Genomic DNA, 17,284 nt, shown 5'->3' on the forward strand with positions numbered 1-17,284 from the left:
ATCTATCTTTATAATTTTTTTAAATTTCAAAGAATTGTTTTATTTATTTTTTATGAAAGTCACATTGTAGGTTATCTAAGAATTAAGAACTTATTTGTAGTGAAATTTTGAATAAATAAAGATTTTTTAAGCGGGCAGATCAGCGCTTTTTTGTTCATGATTCCATAAATTAAATATACATATTCTTGCGACGAGCCAACTAGTGCAAAGAGCTGATCTTGTTGATCAATACTAATTAATATTTCATTACTTAAATTTAACAGATCAAAGGGTGATGCATTTTTTTTTGCCTCAACTGATATATTGAAATTCTCGAAAGTTTTCTTGATATCAAGTAATGAATAATGGAAATTTTTCTGATTTCGTTGAGCTTGTAGATAAACATTAATAAGGTCTAAATCTATTTGTTTATCGTATTTTGCAGCAATTGCGGACGCAATAATAAAGGCGATGTTTGAACTATTTGACTCTATTGATCCTACTTTAAGTTTAGAAATAGAACTCTGGATATTATTAGGTATATGTTGGACTGAAGCTGAGCACATATTTATTGACCTATAGACTGTGGTAGCTTGGGTTGTATTCAGCCCTGCTAATAATGATATAAAAATGATGAGTTTTTTTAATTTAATTGCCATATAAATTTTTGTATGCCATTTTTACTTAGCAAAACTTTAAGTTTCCGTAGCAGTTTTTAATGCCTACCTGTCCAGAGTCGATAGGATTAATAATCAATTCTCGGCCAACTAACCCTCCTAATGCTTCCCCAAGTCCTACATCAATCCGCTGTTGTGTTTCGATATCAGTGAGTAAAACTTTCGGTAAGGAAAGCCACCATCCAGGTTGAGCAGCTACAGTATTTTCGAAGCTACCAGAACTTATTTTTTGCCACTGGATAGCTTGCTTTTGTAAAGACAGTGATGTGTCACTAGTAGGAATTGTTCCTGCTGTATCTTGGGCGAGTAAAATTTCATGAAAACCAGAAAGAGGATAATCTTTTAATGTGGCATTACTTAGAGTTAAACCTAAAGGTAGATCTAAGATACCTAATAGTCTTAGTGGACCAGTTTTAGCGACTACATTATCTAGCGTTGCTGATGTAGCACGGTTAAGAATAAGCGGTTTGTTATAATCATTAATATGTGCTTCTGTAGAGATCAATCCATTTTCAATGACTACATTCTTCAGAACGGTATTCGTAAGCGTTAAATTCAAATCCCCAGATAAAGAGTTAATTCCTCCTGTGTCATCAGCTAATGTTGTTAAATCTGTATTTGATCCCAATCCAAGTTTGCCTAATATGCCTAATGCCCCAAGGCGAAAGCCAACAATTTCTCGAGTAGAAGCCTTGTCCGGCGATTTAATAGCAAACTCGATAAAAGGATTAGTAATAACGGCATCTGATTCTGCATAGCTACCATTTACGAGGAGGACCCCTGCTAAGCTAATATTTTCAATATCAATGTCGCAACCTACTCCTTTAACTCCACCGCAACCTAACTGTAAACGTTTAATATTTGCATTTAACTCTACTTGTGCTTCCATTCCGAGACGATAAAAACCTACATCTGTATTTGGATTACCATTTTGATTAGCTGCAATATTGGTTAGATTAAATAAGGCTTGACCAGTTACACTCGCTAAACTTTTATCATTTAAGGCATAGAGTTCGGCGTTTACAAGAGAACTGACCAACATTAATGGTATTGTAAATAAGAAAGCCTGTTTTATACTTCTGAGATTATTCATATCAGTTCCTTTGCTTAAAGATGATTAGACTCAAAAGAAAGCTAAAAATTTACTTTATGAGTCCAAGCTCTTTTGCCTTACAGCCTTATTGTTTAAGTGCGACTTTTAGGTAATTGTTTTGTTTAAGCATTTTTACTGAACAAAATAGGATTTATTCTCTTTGGAGGATAAAACTACAAGCAAAAGCATAATGTGTTCAGTGCCCACATTATGCTTATAGTATGTGCGCGGTGTCAACATGTCTTTAAAGCAATCAGAAAACTTAAGTCAAAAATCAAATTATCATCATGGAAATGTACGTGAAGAATTATTAAATGCAGGGCTGGTTCATTTAGAAAATAATGATGCAGAAAGTCTAAGTTTTAGGGAAATGGCAAGGCAAATTGGCGTAAGTGCTAACGCGGTATATCGACATTTCGAAAGCAAAGATAGCTTTCTGGCTGCATTAGCAGCAAAAGGATTCCAACTTTTACAAGAAGAACAAAATCAGGCTATACAAATGGCTGATTCTCAAATTCAAGCATTAAAAATATTTGGTTTAACATATATAGATTTTGCAAAAAATCATCGGAATCTCTTTGCTTTGATGTTTAATCCTGACTTACAAAAAAATGAAATACCCGAGTTAAAAGAGGCCGCAGACAGTACATATGCTCGGTTGCAAAGCTTAACGGCTTCAATTTTGGGTGTAAGCGAAAATGATACTCAAGTTGAAGTATTAGCGATGTTATGTTGTAGTCTAGTACATGGACTATCTCATCTTTTACTGGAAGGGCGTTTAGCTGAATCTGAAGAAAAGGCTAATAATTTAGTTTTATTAATTATGAATTATGCTACAGGTTTACTAGCTTCTTCGGCAGAGATAAAGTCTTAATTTATTCTATATCTGAAGTCTAAAAAACAGCCTAGATTTTACTAGGCTTCATAAATCACGACCAGGTAGTGATTACCTATGCGCGGCCATGAACATGGCGACGGCTGATTTGCAATAGGATTCGATTTCGTTATCGTCGTTTGCTTTGGTTTCATCGAAGCGTGCAATCATCAAGAGATCACATCCTTTAAAAAGCGCGGCAAACATTCGCGCAGATTGATGAGGATTAGGCACGTTCAGAAGCGCTTTTGTATGTAATTGACACAGCATGGCCTCGATTTGGGCAATGACATGGGTAGGGCCAGCTTCATAATGGAGTTTGCTTAATGATTTTTGATTTGTTTTGTCGGCTACAATCATAGCCTCGACACTGCGAACATCTGAGCTTAACAATGTACGCAGTAGAGATGATCCCACAGCCATAAGCTGTTCTTCGGCCGAACCTTGGATTCCTTCAAAAAGAGTTTGTGGTGCAAATTGTTGGCATCGGGCTAATATTGCTGAGCTGAAAAGGGCTTCCTTGTTCTCAAAGTGCCGATAGATACTGAGTTTCGATATCTTTGCTTTTTGGGCGACTTTGTCCAATGTTGCTGCTTGAAAACCCAATTCGACAAAAAGTTCATACGCAGCATCGACTATCGTTTGGGCTAATGCTTGATTTACTGGCCGACCGCGCTGACTTCTTTTTTCTTCGCTCACAACAATTACAGTCCTTGACAGTATCTTAAATAATGAATTAGGATACCACTAAGTATCCAAAATGTGCAAACCATAGGCTAGGTATTAACTCATTATATCCTGCAAGTGTGGTTCGTCCTGCAATAGCCAATGCAGTATCGTCCAGTGGACAACACAGTGATGGGTGATTTTTTCTGCAATTCCCAAGAGTTTTCATTAGCTAATTATTTGATTTACATTGGAGCCTATCACTATGGATGACGTCATTATTATAGGCGGTAGCTTTGCTGGTCTTGCCGCCGCTTTGCAACTTGGTCGTGCTCGTCGCAAGGTCACCGTTCTTGACACGGGTCTGCCGCGTAACCGCTTCGCTGGCCATTCACATGGTCTTCTTGGCCATGATCATAAGCCACCACTAGAAATCTTAGCTGAGGCACGTCAGCAGTTAGAGCGTTATCCAACTATTAAGTTAGTCAAGGCTCAGGCCGACAGCATTTCTGGCTCTATCGATAATTTCTCTGTCCATACTAGCGATGGCAAAAGCTTGGGCGCACGCCGCCTAATCTTAAGTTATGGTGTTGTTGACCAAATGCCTGATGTTTCTGGTTTTGCAGAAAATTGGGGAGCGTCTATTGTGCCTTGCCCATATTGTGATGGCTTTGAAGTCGCTGAACAGCATTGGGGACTGATTTGGTCTGGTCCAAAGTCCCATAATTATGTACGTCTGTACCATGACTGGACGAGTGTATTATCAGTCTTTACAGATGATCATGATATCTCACCTGATATTCGTGCCGATCTCGCACGTCGCAATGTAAATGTCATCGACGGTCGGATTGTTCAAATTGCACGTAATGAAGGGCGCACTGCAACTGTATACCTTGATAATGATCACAATGTTACGGTTGATATCTTGTTCGCTCATCCGAGTACCAAACCGTCCGCACGGTTACATGAATCACTAGGCCTTGCTACAGTCGATACACCTTTTGGTATTGTTCTTAAGGTTGACGAACGTCGCGAAACCTCTATGCCTGGTATCTATGCTGCCGGTGATCTTGCTAATCCTGCCATGGCTTCAGTCACCATGGCAACATCGCAAGGTGCAATAGCAGGTATCTCCGCTCAACAATCTATGTTGCTATAAGGCACAGATTCTTTTTAATCTGAACGTGTAGCTAACCAATTACTCATTTCTGGCCAAACCGCAGTAGGGGCTTGGCTTCCAGAAACCACACCCATATGACCACCTGGAACGACTTTAAAGGTTTTGTCTTGGCTGCTAATTAAATCCATGAGTGGCTTAACAGCATCGGCGGTCACAATAATATCTGTGCTGCCACCCACTGCGAGTACAGAACATTCAATATCTTTTAGATAGGCTGTAAGTTCACCGAATTTAATTACGCCATTGGATAGTTCATTATCAATCCAGAAACGAAGGATAATGTCACGCATGACACCGCCCGGATAGGCCAGCATATTATCGATAAATGAACTTGAGGTTGCATGGTCGACAATAAATTCTCGGTTATCAAGATTCTTGAAAAGTTCCCAATATGTTTTCAAATTTCCAATCGGGTCCGTTAATTTAAAACCTAGCGTATTTTGCCAGCCATGAATGTGAAATGCTTCACTTGGCACATGGTGACGAATGCGAAATGGTGTATGTTTACGAACCCATTCGGCAGGTTTAGTCAGACTGCCGTAGAGTTTCCCCATATAACCCGCTTTATGGGTATCGATAGGGGAAGCGAGAATAATTAGATTCTTAATATCTTTATCTTTAAATAATGCGGTATAGCAGAGTGAAAGTGCACCGCCTAAGCTCCAGCCATGTAAAGACAGCTGTTGCTGACCACTGTGCTCGCGAACCTGCTTTAGCATTTGAGGCATAAAGACTTTAATGTAGGTGCCGAAATTGTATTTTGCTTGGTGTCGGGTTGGCACACCCCAGTCAATTAAATAGACATCAAACCCTTGTGCCAAAAAGAAGCGTACAAAACTGCGAGTTGGAAACAGATCATAAATGAGCATGTTCACTGCTAATGGCGGAACAATTACTAAAGGAACGCGGTGTTTAGGTGTAGATGTGTCGGTCTCATTTCTATAATGGCGTAAGCTAATAATTTCATGCTTATAGATCACGTCAAAAGGTGTTTTTCCTGACAAGGCAATTTCAGGACCTCTAAAAAATAGATCCGATGCATTGATCAGCATGTGAGGCAGTTTTTGGCCCGCACGTGTCTGAAGAGATTTTTTAATAGACTGTAGCTGAGGAACGTTCTGACGAATTTTAAGCAATAAACTCATTGAATATAAAACCTATAAAAATGTTGCCCAGAGCGATAAGGAGCTGGTCTTTTCAGGGATATTAAAGGGAATGAGTTCTAAGTTCAGTGACCCAAAAGACAGTATTTTCTGCTTAAGGTATCAAAGGTTAATTTTTTATATTTAAGAATGGCTTTATTTAAGATTTTGAAATTAATAGTAAAATTATTTTTATCTAAATTTTTATATAAAATATTTAAGAAATTAAGCTTTTTTTAAGAATAATAAAAGTTTATTGCTAGAGTAATTTTGTAAAGTTTGTTTGTGTTTTTTTTACATATGAAAAAATAAAATATAATTATTTTACAATCGATTAGGAATTTAATTAGAAAGTAGCATATATGGAATTTGTTTTTAATGGTTTTTATACACTAATTTCGGCGGTTATCGTCTTGTTGTTAGGCCGCTTTCTTGTTAATCGGATTAATTTTTTACAGCGCTATAATATTCCCGAACCTGTAGCAGGTGGTTTGGTGGCTGCGGTCATTTCGCTACTTGTCCATACATTATGGGGATATAGCGTTGTCTTCAGTAGTGAGTTGCAAACCAGCTTTATGCTTGTCTTCTTTGCTTCAATTGGTTTAAGCGCCAATTTTATGAAGCTTAAAGAAGGTGGTATGGCTTTGGTTATCTTCTTAGTTTGTGTAGCTTCTTTTATTGTAGTACAAGACGCGGTAGGCATGAGTCTTGCGACTTTGCTTGGTCTTGACCCATTAATTGGCTTAATTGCTGGTTCAATTACCTTAACAGGTGGTCATGGTACAGCAGGAGCTTGGGGAGAAATTTTAGAAACTCAGCATGGTATTCAAGGTGCTCTAGCTTTAGGAATGGCGAGTGCAACTTTTGGTTTAATTATTGGCGGTGTGATAGGTGGACCATTAGCGAAACTGCTTATCAACCGTTACAGTCTGGCTCAACCAAAAACCAATAATGAAATTCATTATAGAGATACGCATGTTGAGCAAAATTCGGATGATCTTGCACCGTTTGAAAACCCTCATCAAGTTCGTTTAATTACTGCCGATAATGCAATTACTACACTAGGTATGTTTGCAGCATGTTTGGCGTTTGCTGAATTTATGACAGGTTTTAGTAAGGGAACTTGGTTTGAGTTACCAACTTTTGTTTGGGCACTCGGCGGCGGTGTAATCTTAAGAAATATTTTAGAAAGCGTGTTGAAAATTGATATTTTTGACCGTGCGATTGATGTGTTTGGTAATGCGTCTTTGTCTCTTTATTTAGCAATGGCATTGCTTTCTTTAAAACTTTGGCAACTGGCTGACTTAGCTGGACCGCTTGTGGTTATTTTAGGTGCTCAAACACTTACCATGGCTTTATATGCAGCGTTTGTAACTTTCCGCGTGATGGGCAAAAACTACGATGCAGCAGTACTAGCAGCAGGCCATTGTGGTTTTGGTATGGGAGCAACGCCAACAGCAGTTGCAAATATGCAGGCGATTACCAACATGTATGGTCCATCGCATAAGGCATTTTTAATTGTTCCGCTTTGTGGTGCATTCTTTGTCGATTTAATTAATGCAACGGTTATTCAGCTCATGTTGAAATTCGTTGTTTAATCAAAAAAAGCCCGTAAGGGCTTTTTTTATGAGTGCTTAATTATGAACCTTAAAAATAGAGATATATTTTGTTCATATGGATACTCTAAATTTTAATTTTCGGACGATTAAAGTCATTGTATTTTTAGGATGCTTTTTCTCAAAACTAATAATCGCCCTCAAATCTAGTTTCACATAGAATAAATTGCAGATAAATAAAATGAGAAATGTATGAGCTCAGAAGCACATTCAATTAGCTTGGTTGCCCCCGTAGTTTTATTGGCAGCAGCTGTTATTGCAGTCCCTATTTTTAAACGTATTGGCTTGGGTTCAGTATTAGGTTATTTAATTGCGGGTCTGATTATTGGCCCATTCGGGTTTGCTTTTTTTCAAGATTCTGCCGCGATTTTGCACATTGCCGAGTTGGGAATTGTGATGTATCTATTTGTGATTGGTTTGGAAATGCAACCCTCACATTTATGGAGTCTTAGACGCGAAATTTTTGGCTTAGGCACACTACAGATCATCATTTGTGCGCTGGCTTTGACTGGCGTTGGGCTGTTATTTGGTTTTACGTGGCAAGTGGCTTTTATTGGTGCGGCAGGGTTTGTATTAACCTCGACTGCGATTGTGATGCAGTTATTGGGCGATCGCGGTGATTTGACCCAACCTCGTGGGCAAAAAATTGTAGCCATCTTACTTTTTGAAGATTTATTGATTGTTCCATTACTGGCTATTGTCGCTTTTATGGCACCGAATCATGTAGTTGAAAGCACATCGGTACGTTTGGAAAATATAGGAATTGGTTTAATCGCAATTGCAGGTCTTATTGCAGCAGGTTATTGGTTACTTAATCCATTATTTAGACTCTTGGCTGCCGCTAAAGCACGAGAAGTCATGACTGCCGCCGCACTATTGGTGGTGTTGGGTGCAGCGTTACTCATGCAAGTGAGCGGATTGTCTATGGCGATGGGTGCTTTCTTGGCGGGTGTGCTTTTATCTGAGTCGACCTTTAGACATCAAATTGAAGCGGATATTGAACCATTCCGAGGAATCTTGCTGGGCCTCTTTTTCCTTGGCGTCGGTATGTCACTGGATTTATCAGTGGTTGCTCAAAACTGGCAATTGATTGTGAGTGGTGTAATTACCCTGATGTTTGCTAAAGCTCTCATGATTTATATTGTCGCTCGATTAACAAAAAGTCCTCATACTGAAGCGTTGGATCGCGCTTTACTTATGGCTCAAGGCGGAGAGTTTGCTTTTGTACTTTTCTCTGCCGCGTTAAGTGCACAAGTTATTGATAGTACCGTTAAATCTAATCTGACTGCTATTGTGGTACTTTCGATGGTATTGACCCCAATTGTTGGTATTCTTTTTAAACGTTTCACTCAAACTAAAGTGGATGTTTCATTAGAAAACGTCAATATTGCCGAGGGTTTAAGCGGTAGTGTTTTAATGATTGGATTCGGACGCTTTGGTCAGGTCACCAGTCAATTGTTGTTAGCACGAGGGGTAGATGTCACCATTATTGATAATAATACCGACATGATTCAAAACGCCGAAAAATTTGGTTTTAAAATTTATTATGGCGATGGTTGTCGCCTAGATATTTTACATGCTTCTGGTGCTGCAACTGCACAGGCAATTGTGGTGTGTGTCGACAGTAAAGACACCACCAATAGAATTGTAGAATTGGTTACCCATGAATTTCCTTTAGCAAAATTATTAGTCCGTTCGTATGACCGTGAGCACTCACTGCATTTAGTCAAACAAAAAGTGGACTTTATGATTCGCGAAACCTTTGAATCTGCGATTAAGTTTGGCGAAATTATTTTACAAGAACTTGGCGTAGATGAAGACGAAGTAATAAGAATTAGCGAGGAAATTCGAGATCTGGATAATGAGCGTTTTGAAACTGAAATTGCAGCAGATGATGTATACGCTGGAGTTGGTTTGCAATATACACATGCTCATCATCCAAGACCAACAGCACCGTTAATTCGACCAAAAAGAGAAGGGCAGATTTTAAATAAAGAAGATAGCTCAGATAGCGATTCTTGATATGTATGAATTTCAGTAGAAGCCTTTTAAGAAGAACTTCTACTGAACAATTTCATGGCGAGAAGAGTTTAAAGCGCTAAATTTGACTATAAGTGCTCTAATGCTGTGCCTTTAACTGGGTTTCTGCGCCAGTAATAAGGTTGCAAAAATCTAAGAAAAAGCTTCCATGGTGAAATCCACGCGATACGTCGGTTGGCTTTTTTATTTTGCATAATTTGCTTAGCTAAGTACGCACAAACCACTTCTGGTGAATCAATCACAAAGAAAAATAACCGCTTCATCTTTTTCCAGTGTTGGATGTTGCCATTGGTCCAAGATGAAACCAACAAATCGGTTGCAACCATGCCCGGGCTTAGGGTACCAGTTAAAATTGCTGTCGATTTAGTCTCTTTATAAAGTGCTTTACTAAAATAACTTACCGCTCGTTTTGTGGTTGCATAGGGTGTCATGCCGGCACTCCATTCGCCGTTGCTTCCCCAACCTTCCATGTTAAAGATTTGACCATAACCTTGTTTGAGCATGCCTTTTAAAGCCACTTGCGAACCTAGCATCGTACCTAAAATATTGGTTGAAACCGCCGCGTTTAATTCGTTAGGTTGAAGGTCGACAAAGTCTTTGGTCGGGTGGCAGCTTCCAGCATTATTAATCCAAACATTTACATGTCCAAAATGCTCAATTGCACCATCCCATAGGGTTTGTACATCGGAAATTTGAGTCACATCACAGCATAGACCCATAAATTTTTCTTTATTGAACTGAGTTTCTAAGTGGGTGAGGGCATGATTTAAGTGTTCTAAGTTTCGTCCAGCAATCACAACTGAACATTCTAGTTTTAAAAAAGCTTCGGCGAGTGCCAAACCAATACCTTTGGTACTACCTGTAATGACTACACAACAAACGTCGCTTTTAGATAAACTCATTGAAATCTCTATATAAAAATTAGAATGTTATTGAGCGACTCTATGCAATTGAGTAGTTTGCTCTTTTAATAAAAGTAGATAGATAATTGATAAACTTATCATCGAAATATTCATTACGATAGGGTTGTAAGGCAAAATAAGCGTAGATGGAATTAAAACACCAATTAAAACAAGCAGGCCGAGTAAACCCAAAATACTTAAATAATGAATATATTTATGCGCAGAAAAGAGAAAACATAAACCAAAAATAATTTCGGCAATACCGCTCGCATGGCCTGCAAGTTTTGCATTTGCTAAAGACAATCCTATCGATTGCCACACAAAGATTTCATCAGAATTAAGAAATAGAAATTTGGGAACAAGTCCTTGATAAATCCATAAAAGAGCGAGAATAAGGTTTATAAATTTGAAAACTTTAATATTTGTCATTAAAACTACTCTGAGCTTTTTAAAGGTTGTTACTCGTTCTGAGGGGGGAGTAATAAGTAAATGATTATATAATATGTATTATTATAGATTTTAAATTCTCTTATTGTTTTAAATTAAAATTGATTTACATCAGTTTTTAAATATAGAAATCATTCTTTTATAAGAACTAAATTACATCACTATCAATATCTTGCTAAATATGTCTATGAGTACTTTAGGGAGAAATCTTTTTTCAATAGAGATTGGCTTCTTCGTAAATCATAATGTCCCTTATTAACATTCATTTGAAAATTATCAAGTTCTAATATGGAACTCTATTGTTGAGCAAATTAAAATAAAGGATTTTAAAACAATGCTAATCTCAAGCCATAGATTACCAAAGGGTCTTAAGCGTAAAGCCAATCGAAAACTTGCTAAACTTTCAGGTTCATTGTTAGGCGCTGTTACACCTGAGCGGCAGTCAACATTGCCAAAAGACTTTGAACTCACTCCTCATACTCTTTATAAACGCTTTGGGAGCACACATTACGGGATCATGGTACCTGACTTACCTGAACCATTTCGATACTTATCTTGGGCTTCAGTTTTAGGTTATGTAGGATTTACGATTACAGATACCAACTATCAAATGTCTAAGGATGGAAAAGGTGATACCGCTTCGTTAGTGCATGGAACCGCATTATCGACAACGTCTGAAGCTTATAGAACATATTCAATTAAAAATGATATTAAATTTAGCCAAAATCCTTTTGGGATTAATTTTGACAATCAAACTATCATGCATGAGCAAGGCGATGGGTTCGTACTCATTACCAAAAGAGAAGACTTAGAGCTAGAACTTTATTTAAAGCCCACTAAAGCTATTTCATGGTTTGCCTATAGTGGCCTATATAAGCACTTTAGTGTGCTCATGCAGTATGAAGGTCATATTAAACAAAAGGGAAATAGTGAAATTGTTCAGGGGCTATGTACACTTGAGTCGTGGAAAGCCATAGCTACCTCAATGCTCAAGAACAAATGGTTAGTTGAGAATATACAACTTCCCGTAAAAGTCTTTAGCTATCAAGTGATCAATATTGATCATGAACAGCAGTTGTTGTTAGCTTTTATCTGCTATGAAGATCAACCGATTATGACTTCTGTTTACTATCGCCATGTAAATGGAACGTCAATTCAATATAACGGCGATATCCTTTTTGAAGTAACGAGTCTTCAAGCAGAACCACAAATTACGCCTGATAATTTTTCAATGAATGTTCCAAATACTTTTCGCTGGGTTGCTTATCACAATGATCAAAAAGTTTTAGATATTTCAGCACATGTAGATACCCCATATTGTTTTGGATTGGCTGCCGGTTTCGTTTCTTCATATGCATGGCAAGGTGAATTTCATGATCAGGCATTAGTTGGTAGGGGGTATCTTGAATATATAGACCGAAGATAAAATCACTATAAAGCTTAATCTTTATCTATAGCTTTAAGCGAATTGGGAAAATTTCTGATTTATAAACCCAATTTAACAACAGATTTTAATTATTTATCCTTACTTTTTAATGATCTATTTTAAAGCAGATGTCATTTTGTGTGCTTGACTGTAATAGGGTTGAGCACTATCCTTTGCCTGCTGGCCTACATCGCCAGCCGGCTTTGACAGGCTGTTTTTCATCTAGGGCACCAAGAAAGTAATTTTTTGGTGACGAACTTGTTCGTCCTGCCTTCGTAGCGGTAGGACGGAGGTGGGACGCCTTGTGCGTGCCGGTTCCTAGATGACTGGTCTGTCAACCCACCTTCGTTCTGCCACCATAATTATTTGACAGTAATTCGGTAGAACTTCTATTTCATCTAGGAGTCCGCCATGCGTACTATTTCTTCTTATTTTTTGGCCTTTGCCAGATTCTCTCTACCCATACCGCTCAACTGGTCTTTAAAACGGTTTAAACATTTATAGGTTTAACCTTTAAATCATTACGACTAAAAAATCATTTCAACAATAAAGCTTGAGATAAGTTCAGGCATGGTTTCGTGTGCATGAGAATGTTCGTTTTTATCGCTCATTTTAAGAGTGACGGCATTTCTATCTCTTTTATATACAACAAAAAATTATCTTTGAGCAGAATATTTATGCCAAATTTAGAATATTCATTTAGAGCATTAAAAGTGCTCCACGCGGCAACAGACCTATTTAATCAACATGGCTTTCATAATATAGGTGTTGACCGAATTATTGCTGAAGCCAGAATTTCCAAAGCGACTTTCTATAACATCTTTCATTCAAAAGCACGACTCATCGAGATGAGTCTCACTTTTCAAACAGATGCACTCAAAGTAAAAGTACTTTCAATTTCCAATTCTTATCGTGAGCAAATGGTGCTCGATAAACTCAAGGAGATTTATTTTCTGCATGCTCATTTAGAAGGTTTTTACCATTTGCCATTTAAAGCTATTTTTGAAATTGAAAAGCTCTATCCCAATGCCTATAAGTTGGTAATTGATTATCGTAACTGGTTCATTAATGAAATTTATAAGCTGCTTTTAACGCTAAAATCGACTGCCTCAGTCCAAGATGCCTATATGTTTTTATTTTTGATTGATGGCGCAATGGTTCAACTTGTAGGGCAGAATCAGATAGATGAGCGAGATAAGCTTTTAGATTACTTTTTACTGATGATTTCTTCGGTTTAGACTAAGTGAAAGCTCCTTTTTAGAAAGGGGCTTTTTTATATCCTTTTCTGTTATTTCTATAATTTAATAAAGTAAACGGTAGAGTCGTTATTCAATTTTCTCTTGAAGAAATGAGATTAGTTTGGCACATTGCTTAGAAGTAGAATTTTATGCAAGCGTTGTAGCAAGCAGTTCTGACAAAGTAAAAATTATAAATTTCAGAGTATAACTATGCGGCTTAAAGAATTAGCAGGTTGTGAGGAGTGCGATACAGTCTATCGTAGAACCCCGCTTGCTTATGGAAAAAGAGCTTATTGCGTATGTTGCGGCGCTGAACTCTATCGGCACACCAAGCCTTTTTCGACATTGCTGGCTTTAATCTTAACTGCATTAATCGTATTTATTCTTGCCAATAGCTTTCCTATTGTAAAAATTGAATTGCAGGGAAATATCTCTGAAACCACTTTACTTGGTGCGGTTTGGGTGATGTTTCATTATGATCGGGCTTTTGTTGGCGTACTGATCTTAATTACTACTTTTATTGTTCCGCTTTCCTATCTTTTATTACTTTCCTATGTGCTGGGTACAGTGAGTATATTGAAGAGAAGACCCACATTTTTGGTGTTTGCCTTACGCACACTCTATTTTATGAGAGTGTGGGGAATGGTTGAGGTGTTCTTAATCGGGATTTTGGTCACACTTGTGAAGTTAATCGGAATGGTCTTAGTCATTCCAGAGATTGCTTTATGGGCATTTGCGATCTTGAGTGTATTGTTGGTTTATATTACTTCTATAAAGGTGAGTGATATTTGGAACGAAATTGATAGGTCACTGCCATGAAAACGATAAAAAGCGTGACCCAGACAAAAAGCTCGCAGCAAGCATCGATGATTCAACAATATCCAAGAGCCAAAGATCTCTCATTAATTGTGTGTCACTGCTGTGGTATCGTAAATTCTGTTAAAAATGAAAAAAAACGACTCAACCAAAACTCTCAAGTTTTACGTTGTATTCGCTGTAATAGCGTACTGCATTCACGTAAGCCAGCGAGTTTAAATCGAACTTTTGCTTTAGTGGTGGCTGCAACTATTCTGTATATTCCAGCCAATGTACTTCCAATGACGGTAACTGACTCACTTTTAGGTAGTCAGCAAGATACCATCATGAGTGGTGTCATTTACTTTTGGCAAAGTGGAGACTATCTGGTTTCAGTGGTTATTTTCATGGCCAGTATTTTTATTCCAATGTTAAAGCTGCTGATTTTGTATTTTTTATTGGTAGCGGTATATCTTCAACAATCGTCAGCTTGGAAATTTTTACCTGAGCAGTGCGTAAAATTATATCGAGTTGTCGAGTTTATCGGGCGCTGGTCAATGATTGATGTTTTTGTGGTAGCCCTCTTAACAGCGCTTATTCAGATTCAATCGCTTGCCACCATTTTAGCAGGGCCGGGTTCGATTGCTTTTGGTGCGGTTGTGGTGTTGACCATGTTTGCATCTTTAAGTTTTGACCCGCGACTGATTTGGGATAACTTCTACGCATCTCAAAATACAAACAAACCTTCTTCTTTTGCTTCAGAAAAACCAACGATTATTCAGGCAGAACATCCGCCGTTGAATAATGATTCCATTAATCCCAGTCAATAAAAGAACAATGAGTATGTCTGAAAATGAAATAACCACTGGTAACTCAGATCGTCGTGATACAGATGTTGAACTGGATAGCATGAATGATTTACCAGAACCCCAAGAAAAGAAAAGTCGGTGGAGACCTCTTTTAATTTGGCTCATTCCATTGATTGCTCTTTTAATTGCGCTTTCATTAGCGATAAAAGCGCTCTTGTCTCACGGCCCTACAATTGACGTATCTTTTAGGACGGCTGAGGGGCTGGTTGCGGGTAAAACAACTGTTCGTTATAAGCAGGTGGATATTGGTGTAGTACGACAAATTGATCTTTCGGAAGATCGTTCCCACGTGATTGCCAGAATTGATTTGCGTAAAGACGCGAGTAACTTTGCAGCAAAAGATTCACGATTTTGGGTAGTGCGACCACGTATTGGGACGAGTGGGGTTTCAGGCATCGATACTTTATTGTCAGGTTCATATATTGAAGTGGATGGGGGTAAATCGGAGGAGAAAAAACTTGAATTTACTGGGTTAGAGATACCGCCAGTGATATCTTCAGATGTGCCCGGAAAAATATTTTTCTTAAATGCAGATGATTTGGGATCTTTAGATATCGGTTCTCCGATTTATTATCGTCGAATTAATGTGGGGCAAATTACAGCTTATAAATTATCTGATGATGGTAAAAATGTTGAACTGCAAACCTTTATTCGTGCACCGTATGACAAGTTTGTCACTACCGATGCACGTTTTTGGCAGGCGAGCGGAATCGATGTAACTTTAAATGCTTCCGGCTTTAATTTAGATACCCAGTCGCTTGCAAGTATTGTTGCGGGTGGTATTGCTTTTGGATACCCTGAAAACTCACATGCGACCACAGCAGCAAATCATAGCCGCTTTAACCTTTGGGATTCAAAATCTGATGCATTGAAAGATCCAGATGGACAACCTCGTGGTGTGATTATGTATTTTGATCATTCATTGCGTGGATTGGCAGTCGGTGCACCAATTGACTTCATGGGTATTGAAGTTGGTAATGTTAAAGCGATTAATGCTGAATTTACTAACGACTATAAGCAGATGCGTATGCGTGTTGATGCCGTCTTTTATCCTTCACGTGTTGAAAAAGGTTTGGCACTTAATCCGAATAGTGAAATCTTCAAAGACTTTGTTGAACATGGTTGGCGTGCTCAAATGAGAACAGGCAACTTACTGACGGGTCAAAACTATATTGCACTAGATAAGTTCCCTAAAGCTAAACCAGCCAAATTACAAATTTTGAGTGATGATCGCGTAGTGATTCCAACTACACAGACCGAACTCAGTGGCTTACAAGCACAAGTTTCTCAGATTGCTGACAAGTTAACGAAATTCCCGTTAGTTGAGATTGGGCAAGATGTACGTAAAACGCTCAACAATATGAACACGGCCATTGCCTCTACCGACAAACTGGTTAAGCAGTTGGATGGAAAAGTTGCACCTGGTTTACAAGCAACCTTGGACGATGTCCGTAAAACGGTAAGATCATCTGAGTCTATTTTGTCGAGTGATGCGCCGTTACAACAAGACGTACGTAAAGCATTGCAGCAAATGACACGTGCGGCAGCTTCATTACAGTTAATGGCAGACTATATTGAACAACACCCTGAATCAATTATTCGTGGTAAAACACCAGAGACCGATGATGAAAAATAAAAACACTCTATCTTTTCAGCATCCTAAAGCAGCCAAATGGCTGCTTGGGAGTGGCCTGTTTTTAACAGCAGTTGCCATGACGGCCTGCTCGAGTTCACCGACACCAAACTATTATACGATGTCTCCTAAAATCACTGCGGCTACAAAATCAACTGTGCAGGTGATTGAAGTATTACCGGTCGGGATTCCAGACCGATTGGACCGTGCGCCTTTGGTGCTACAAGACAGTAGTGGTAAATCTACGGTATTAAATAATGAACGCTGGACATCGACTATGGGTACGCAATTACGCGATACCTTGTCGGCGGGTTTACAGCAAAAATTAGGGGCAATTGACAGTTATAGCAGTGGGCTGGCTGGAAACAATCAACCGTTATATCGAGTTTCTACGGACTTTTCTCATTTTGATATTGTAGATAAAAGCTATATTAATATTGCGGTATCTTGGGTGGTGAAGCGTCAAATACCACCCACTCAATTAGAGTCAAATAATGCAAAAGTCATCACTAATGTAGGATCCCAGCTCAATTGTCGAATTGCTTTTAAACAGCCGATTGATCAAAAAGCTAAAAAGATGGATGCAATTGTGAGTGCTTCAAGTGAGGCCATGACTCAAATTATTAATACGGTTTCTTCTTCAATTGTGGCGTTAGATTCAAATAAAAAATCGGTTATTAGCAATGGTGTTTGTTCTTAATATTAAA

At 38.3% G+C, this 17,284-nt stretch carries 16 protein-coding genes; 10 read left to right on the forward strand and 6 right to left on the reverse strand.

Annotated elements, in window-relative coordinates; genetic code table 11:
* Positions 1-71: 71 nt before the first annotated feature.
* Positions 72-545: a hypothetical protein gene (locus F968_RS06135; protein WP_004791312.1), complete on the reverse strand. Its 474-nt coding sequence runs from the start codon at positions 543-545 to the stop codon at positions 72-74.
* A 118-nt stretch (positions 546-663) separates the two neighbouring features.
* Positions 664-1,749 carry a hypothetical protein gene (locus F968_RS06140; protein ID WP_004791315.1) on the reverse strand — a complete coding sequence of 362 codons (1,086 nt, stop codon included), beginning with the start codon at positions 1,747-1,749 and terminating at the stop codon, positions 664-666.
* Positions 1,750-1,987: 238 nt separating this feature from the next.
* Here F968_RS06140 and F968_RS06145 point away from each other — a divergent pair, with 238 nt between their 5' ends.
* A complete protein-coding gene (locus F968_RS06145; protein WP_004791317.1) occupies positions 1,988-2,623 on the forward strand; it encodes a TetR/AcrR family transcriptional regulator in 636 nt (211 codons plus the stop codon).
* Positions 2,624-2,695: 72 nt separating this feature from the next.
* Here F968_RS06145 and F968_RS06150 read toward each other — a convergent pair whose 3' ends face one another.
* Positions 2,696-3,322 carry a TetR/AcrR family transcriptional regulator gene (locus F968_RS06150; RefSeq protein ID WP_004791318.1) on the reverse strand — a complete coding sequence of 209 codons (627 nt, stop codon included), beginning with the start codon at positions 3,320-3,322 and terminating at the stop codon, positions 2,696-2,698.
* Positions 3,323-3,554: 232 nt separating this feature from the next.
* On the opposite strand from F968_RS06150, the gene F968_RS06155 reads away from it, so the two are divergent.
* On the forward strand, positions 3,555-4,448 hold the full coding sequence (locus tag F968_RS06155) for an NAD(P)/FAD-dependent oxidoreductase (protein ID WP_004791320.1): 894 nt from the start codon (positions 3,555-3,557) through the stop codon (positions 4,446-4,448).
* A 14-nt stretch (positions 4,449-4,462) separates the two neighbouring features.
* Here the strand turns inward: F968_RS06155 and F968_RS06160 are convergent, their stop codons facing one another.
* Positions 4,463-5,614, reverse strand: coding sequence for an alpha/beta fold hydrolase (locus tag F968_RS06160; RefSeq protein WP_004791324.1), 1,152 nt, complete (start codon positions 5,612-5,614; stop codon positions 4,463-4,465).
* A 359-nt stretch (positions 5,615-5,973) separates the two neighbouring features.
* On the opposite strand from F968_RS06160, the gene gltS reads away from it, so the two are divergent.
* Positions 5,974-7,209, forward strand: coding sequence for a sodium/glutamate symporter (gene gltS / locus F968_RS06165; RefSeq protein ID WP_004791327.1), 1,236 nt, complete (start codon positions 5,974-5,976; stop codon positions 7,207-7,209).
* Between the two features lie 210 nt (positions 7,210-7,419).
* A complete protein-coding gene (locus F968_RS06170; protein ID WP_004791328.1) occupies positions 7,420-9,249 on the forward strand; it encodes a monovalent cation:proton antiporter-2 (CPA2) family protein in 1,830 nt (609 codons plus the stop codon).
* 86 nt (positions 9,250-9,335) lie between these two features.
* On the opposite strand, the gene F968_RS06175 is transcribed toward F968_RS06170, so the two are convergent.
* Positions 9,336-10,169, reverse strand: a complete 834-nt coding sequence (locus tag F968_RS06175; protein WP_004791330.1) for an SDR family NAD(P)-dependent oxidoreductase — start codon at positions 10,167-10,169, stop codon at positions 9,336-9,338.
* A 27-nt stretch (positions 10,170-10,196) separates the two neighbouring features.
* The gene (locus tag F968_RS06180; RefSeq protein ID WP_004791332.1) at positions 10,197-10,598 is read right to left on the reverse strand and encodes a DoxX-like family protein; all 402 of its coding nucleotides are present in this window, start codon (positions 10,596-10,598) and stop codon (positions 10,197-10,199) included.
* A gap of 352 nt (positions 10,599-10,950) precedes the next feature.
* On the opposite strand from F968_RS06180, the gene F968_RS06185 reads away from it, so the two are divergent.
* From F968_RS06185 to F968_RS06210, 6 genes are all read left to right on the forward strand, one after another.
* Positions 10,951-12,042, forward strand: a complete 1,092-nt coding sequence (locus F968_RS06185; protein ID WP_004791334.1) for a DUF6670 family protein — start codon at positions 10,951-10,953, stop codon at positions 12,040-12,042.
* A 677-nt stretch (positions 12,043-12,719) separates the two neighbouring features.
* Positions 12,720-13,280 carry a TetR/AcrR family transcriptional regulator gene (locus tag F968_RS06190; protein WP_004791336.1) on the forward strand — a complete coding sequence of 187 codons (561 nt, stop codon included), beginning with the start codon at positions 12,720-12,722 and terminating at the stop codon, positions 13,278-13,280.
* Between the two features lie 210 nt (positions 13,281-13,490).
* Positions 13,491-14,099: a paraquat-inducible protein A gene (locus tag F968_RS06195; RefSeq protein WP_004791338.1), complete on the forward strand. Its 609-nt coding sequence runs from the start codon at positions 13,491-13,493 to the stop codon at positions 14,097-14,099.
* Entirely contained in the window at positions 14,096-14,905 is an 810-nt protein-coding gene (locus F968_RS06200) for a paraquat-inducible protein A (RefSeq protein WP_004791339.1), read from the forward strand. Before F968_RS06195 ends, F968_RS06200 begins: the two co-directional genes overlap by 4 nt.
* Before the next feature lie 7 nt (positions 14,906-14,912).
* Entirely contained in the window at positions 14,913-16,580 is a 1,668-nt protein-coding gene (locus F968_RS06205; RefSeq protein WP_034596573.1) for a PqiB family protein, read from the forward strand.
* Positions 16,570-17,277, forward strand: a complete 708-nt coding sequence (locus F968_RS06210; RefSeq protein WP_004791343.1) for a PqiC family protein — start codon at positions 16,570-16,572, stop codon at positions 17,275-17,277. Before F968_RS06205 ends, F968_RS06210 begins: the two co-directional genes overlap by 11 nt.
* Positions 17,278-17,284: the final 7 nt, after the last annotated feature.

Origin of the sequence: Acinetobacter sp. NIPH 817, assembly GCF_000368405.1 — a bacterium.
In the GTDB taxonomy this organism is placed as follows: Bacteria; Pseudomonadota; Gammaproteobacteria; order Pseudomonadales; family Moraxellaceae; genus Acinetobacter.

Coding starts and splice junctions, on each gene's coding strand:
- F968_RS06135 (WP_004791312.1), bottom strand. CDS start 545: ATGTGCTCAGCTTCAGTCCAACATATACCTAATAATATCCAGAGTTCT.
- F968_RS06140 (WP_004791315.1), bottom strand. CDS start 1,749: ATGAATAATCTCAGAAGTATAAAACAGGCTTTCTTATTTACAATACCA.
- F968_RS06145 (WP_004791317.1), top strand. CDS start 1,988: ATGTCTTTAAAGCAATCAGAAAACTTAAGTCAAAAATCAAATTATCAT.
- F968_RS06155 (WP_004791320.1), top strand. CDS start 3,555: ATGGATGACGTCATTATTATAGGCGGTAGCTTTGCTGGTCTTGCCGCC.
- F968_RS06160 (WP_004791324.1), bottom strand. CDS start 5,614: ATGAGTTTATTGCTTAAAATTCGTCAGAACGTTCCTCAGCTACAGTCT.
- gltS (WP_004791327.1), top strand. CDS start 5,974: ATGGAATTTGTTTTTAATGGTTTTTATACACTAATTTCGGCGGTTATC.
- F968_RS06170 (WP_004791328.1), top strand. CDS start 7,420: ATGAGCTCAGAAGCACATTCAATTAGCTTGGTTGCCCCCGTAGTTTTA.
- F968_RS06175 (WP_004791330.1), bottom strand. CDS start 10,169: ATGAGTTTATCTAAAAGCGACGTTTGTTGTGTAGTCATTACAGGTAGT.
- F968_RS06180 (WP_004791332.1), bottom strand. CDS start 10,598: ATGACAAATATTAAAGTTTTCAAATTTATAAACCTTATTCTCGCTCTT.
- F968_RS06185 (WP_004791334.1), top strand. CDS start 10,951: ATGCTAATCTCAAGCCATAGATTACCAAAGGGTCTTAAGCGTAAAGCC.
- F968_RS06190 (WP_004791336.1), top strand. CDS start 12,720: ATGCCAAATTTAGAATATTCATTTAGAGCATTAAAAGTGCTCCACGCG.
- F968_RS06195 (WP_004791338.1), top strand. CDS start 13,491: ATGCGGCTTAAAGAATTAGCAGGTTGTGAGGAGTGCGATACAGTCTAT.
- F968_RS06200 (WP_004791339.1), top strand. CDS start 14,096: ATGAAAACGATAAAAAGCGTGACCCAGACAAAAAGCTCGCAGCAAGCA.
- F968_RS06205 (WP_034596573.1), top strand. CDS start 14,913: ATGAGTATGTCTGAAAATGAAATAACCACTGGTAACTCAGATCGTCGT.
- F968_RS06210 (WP_004791343.1), top strand. CDS start 16,570: ATGAAAAATAAAAACACTCTATCTTTTCAGCATCCTAAAGCAGCCAAA.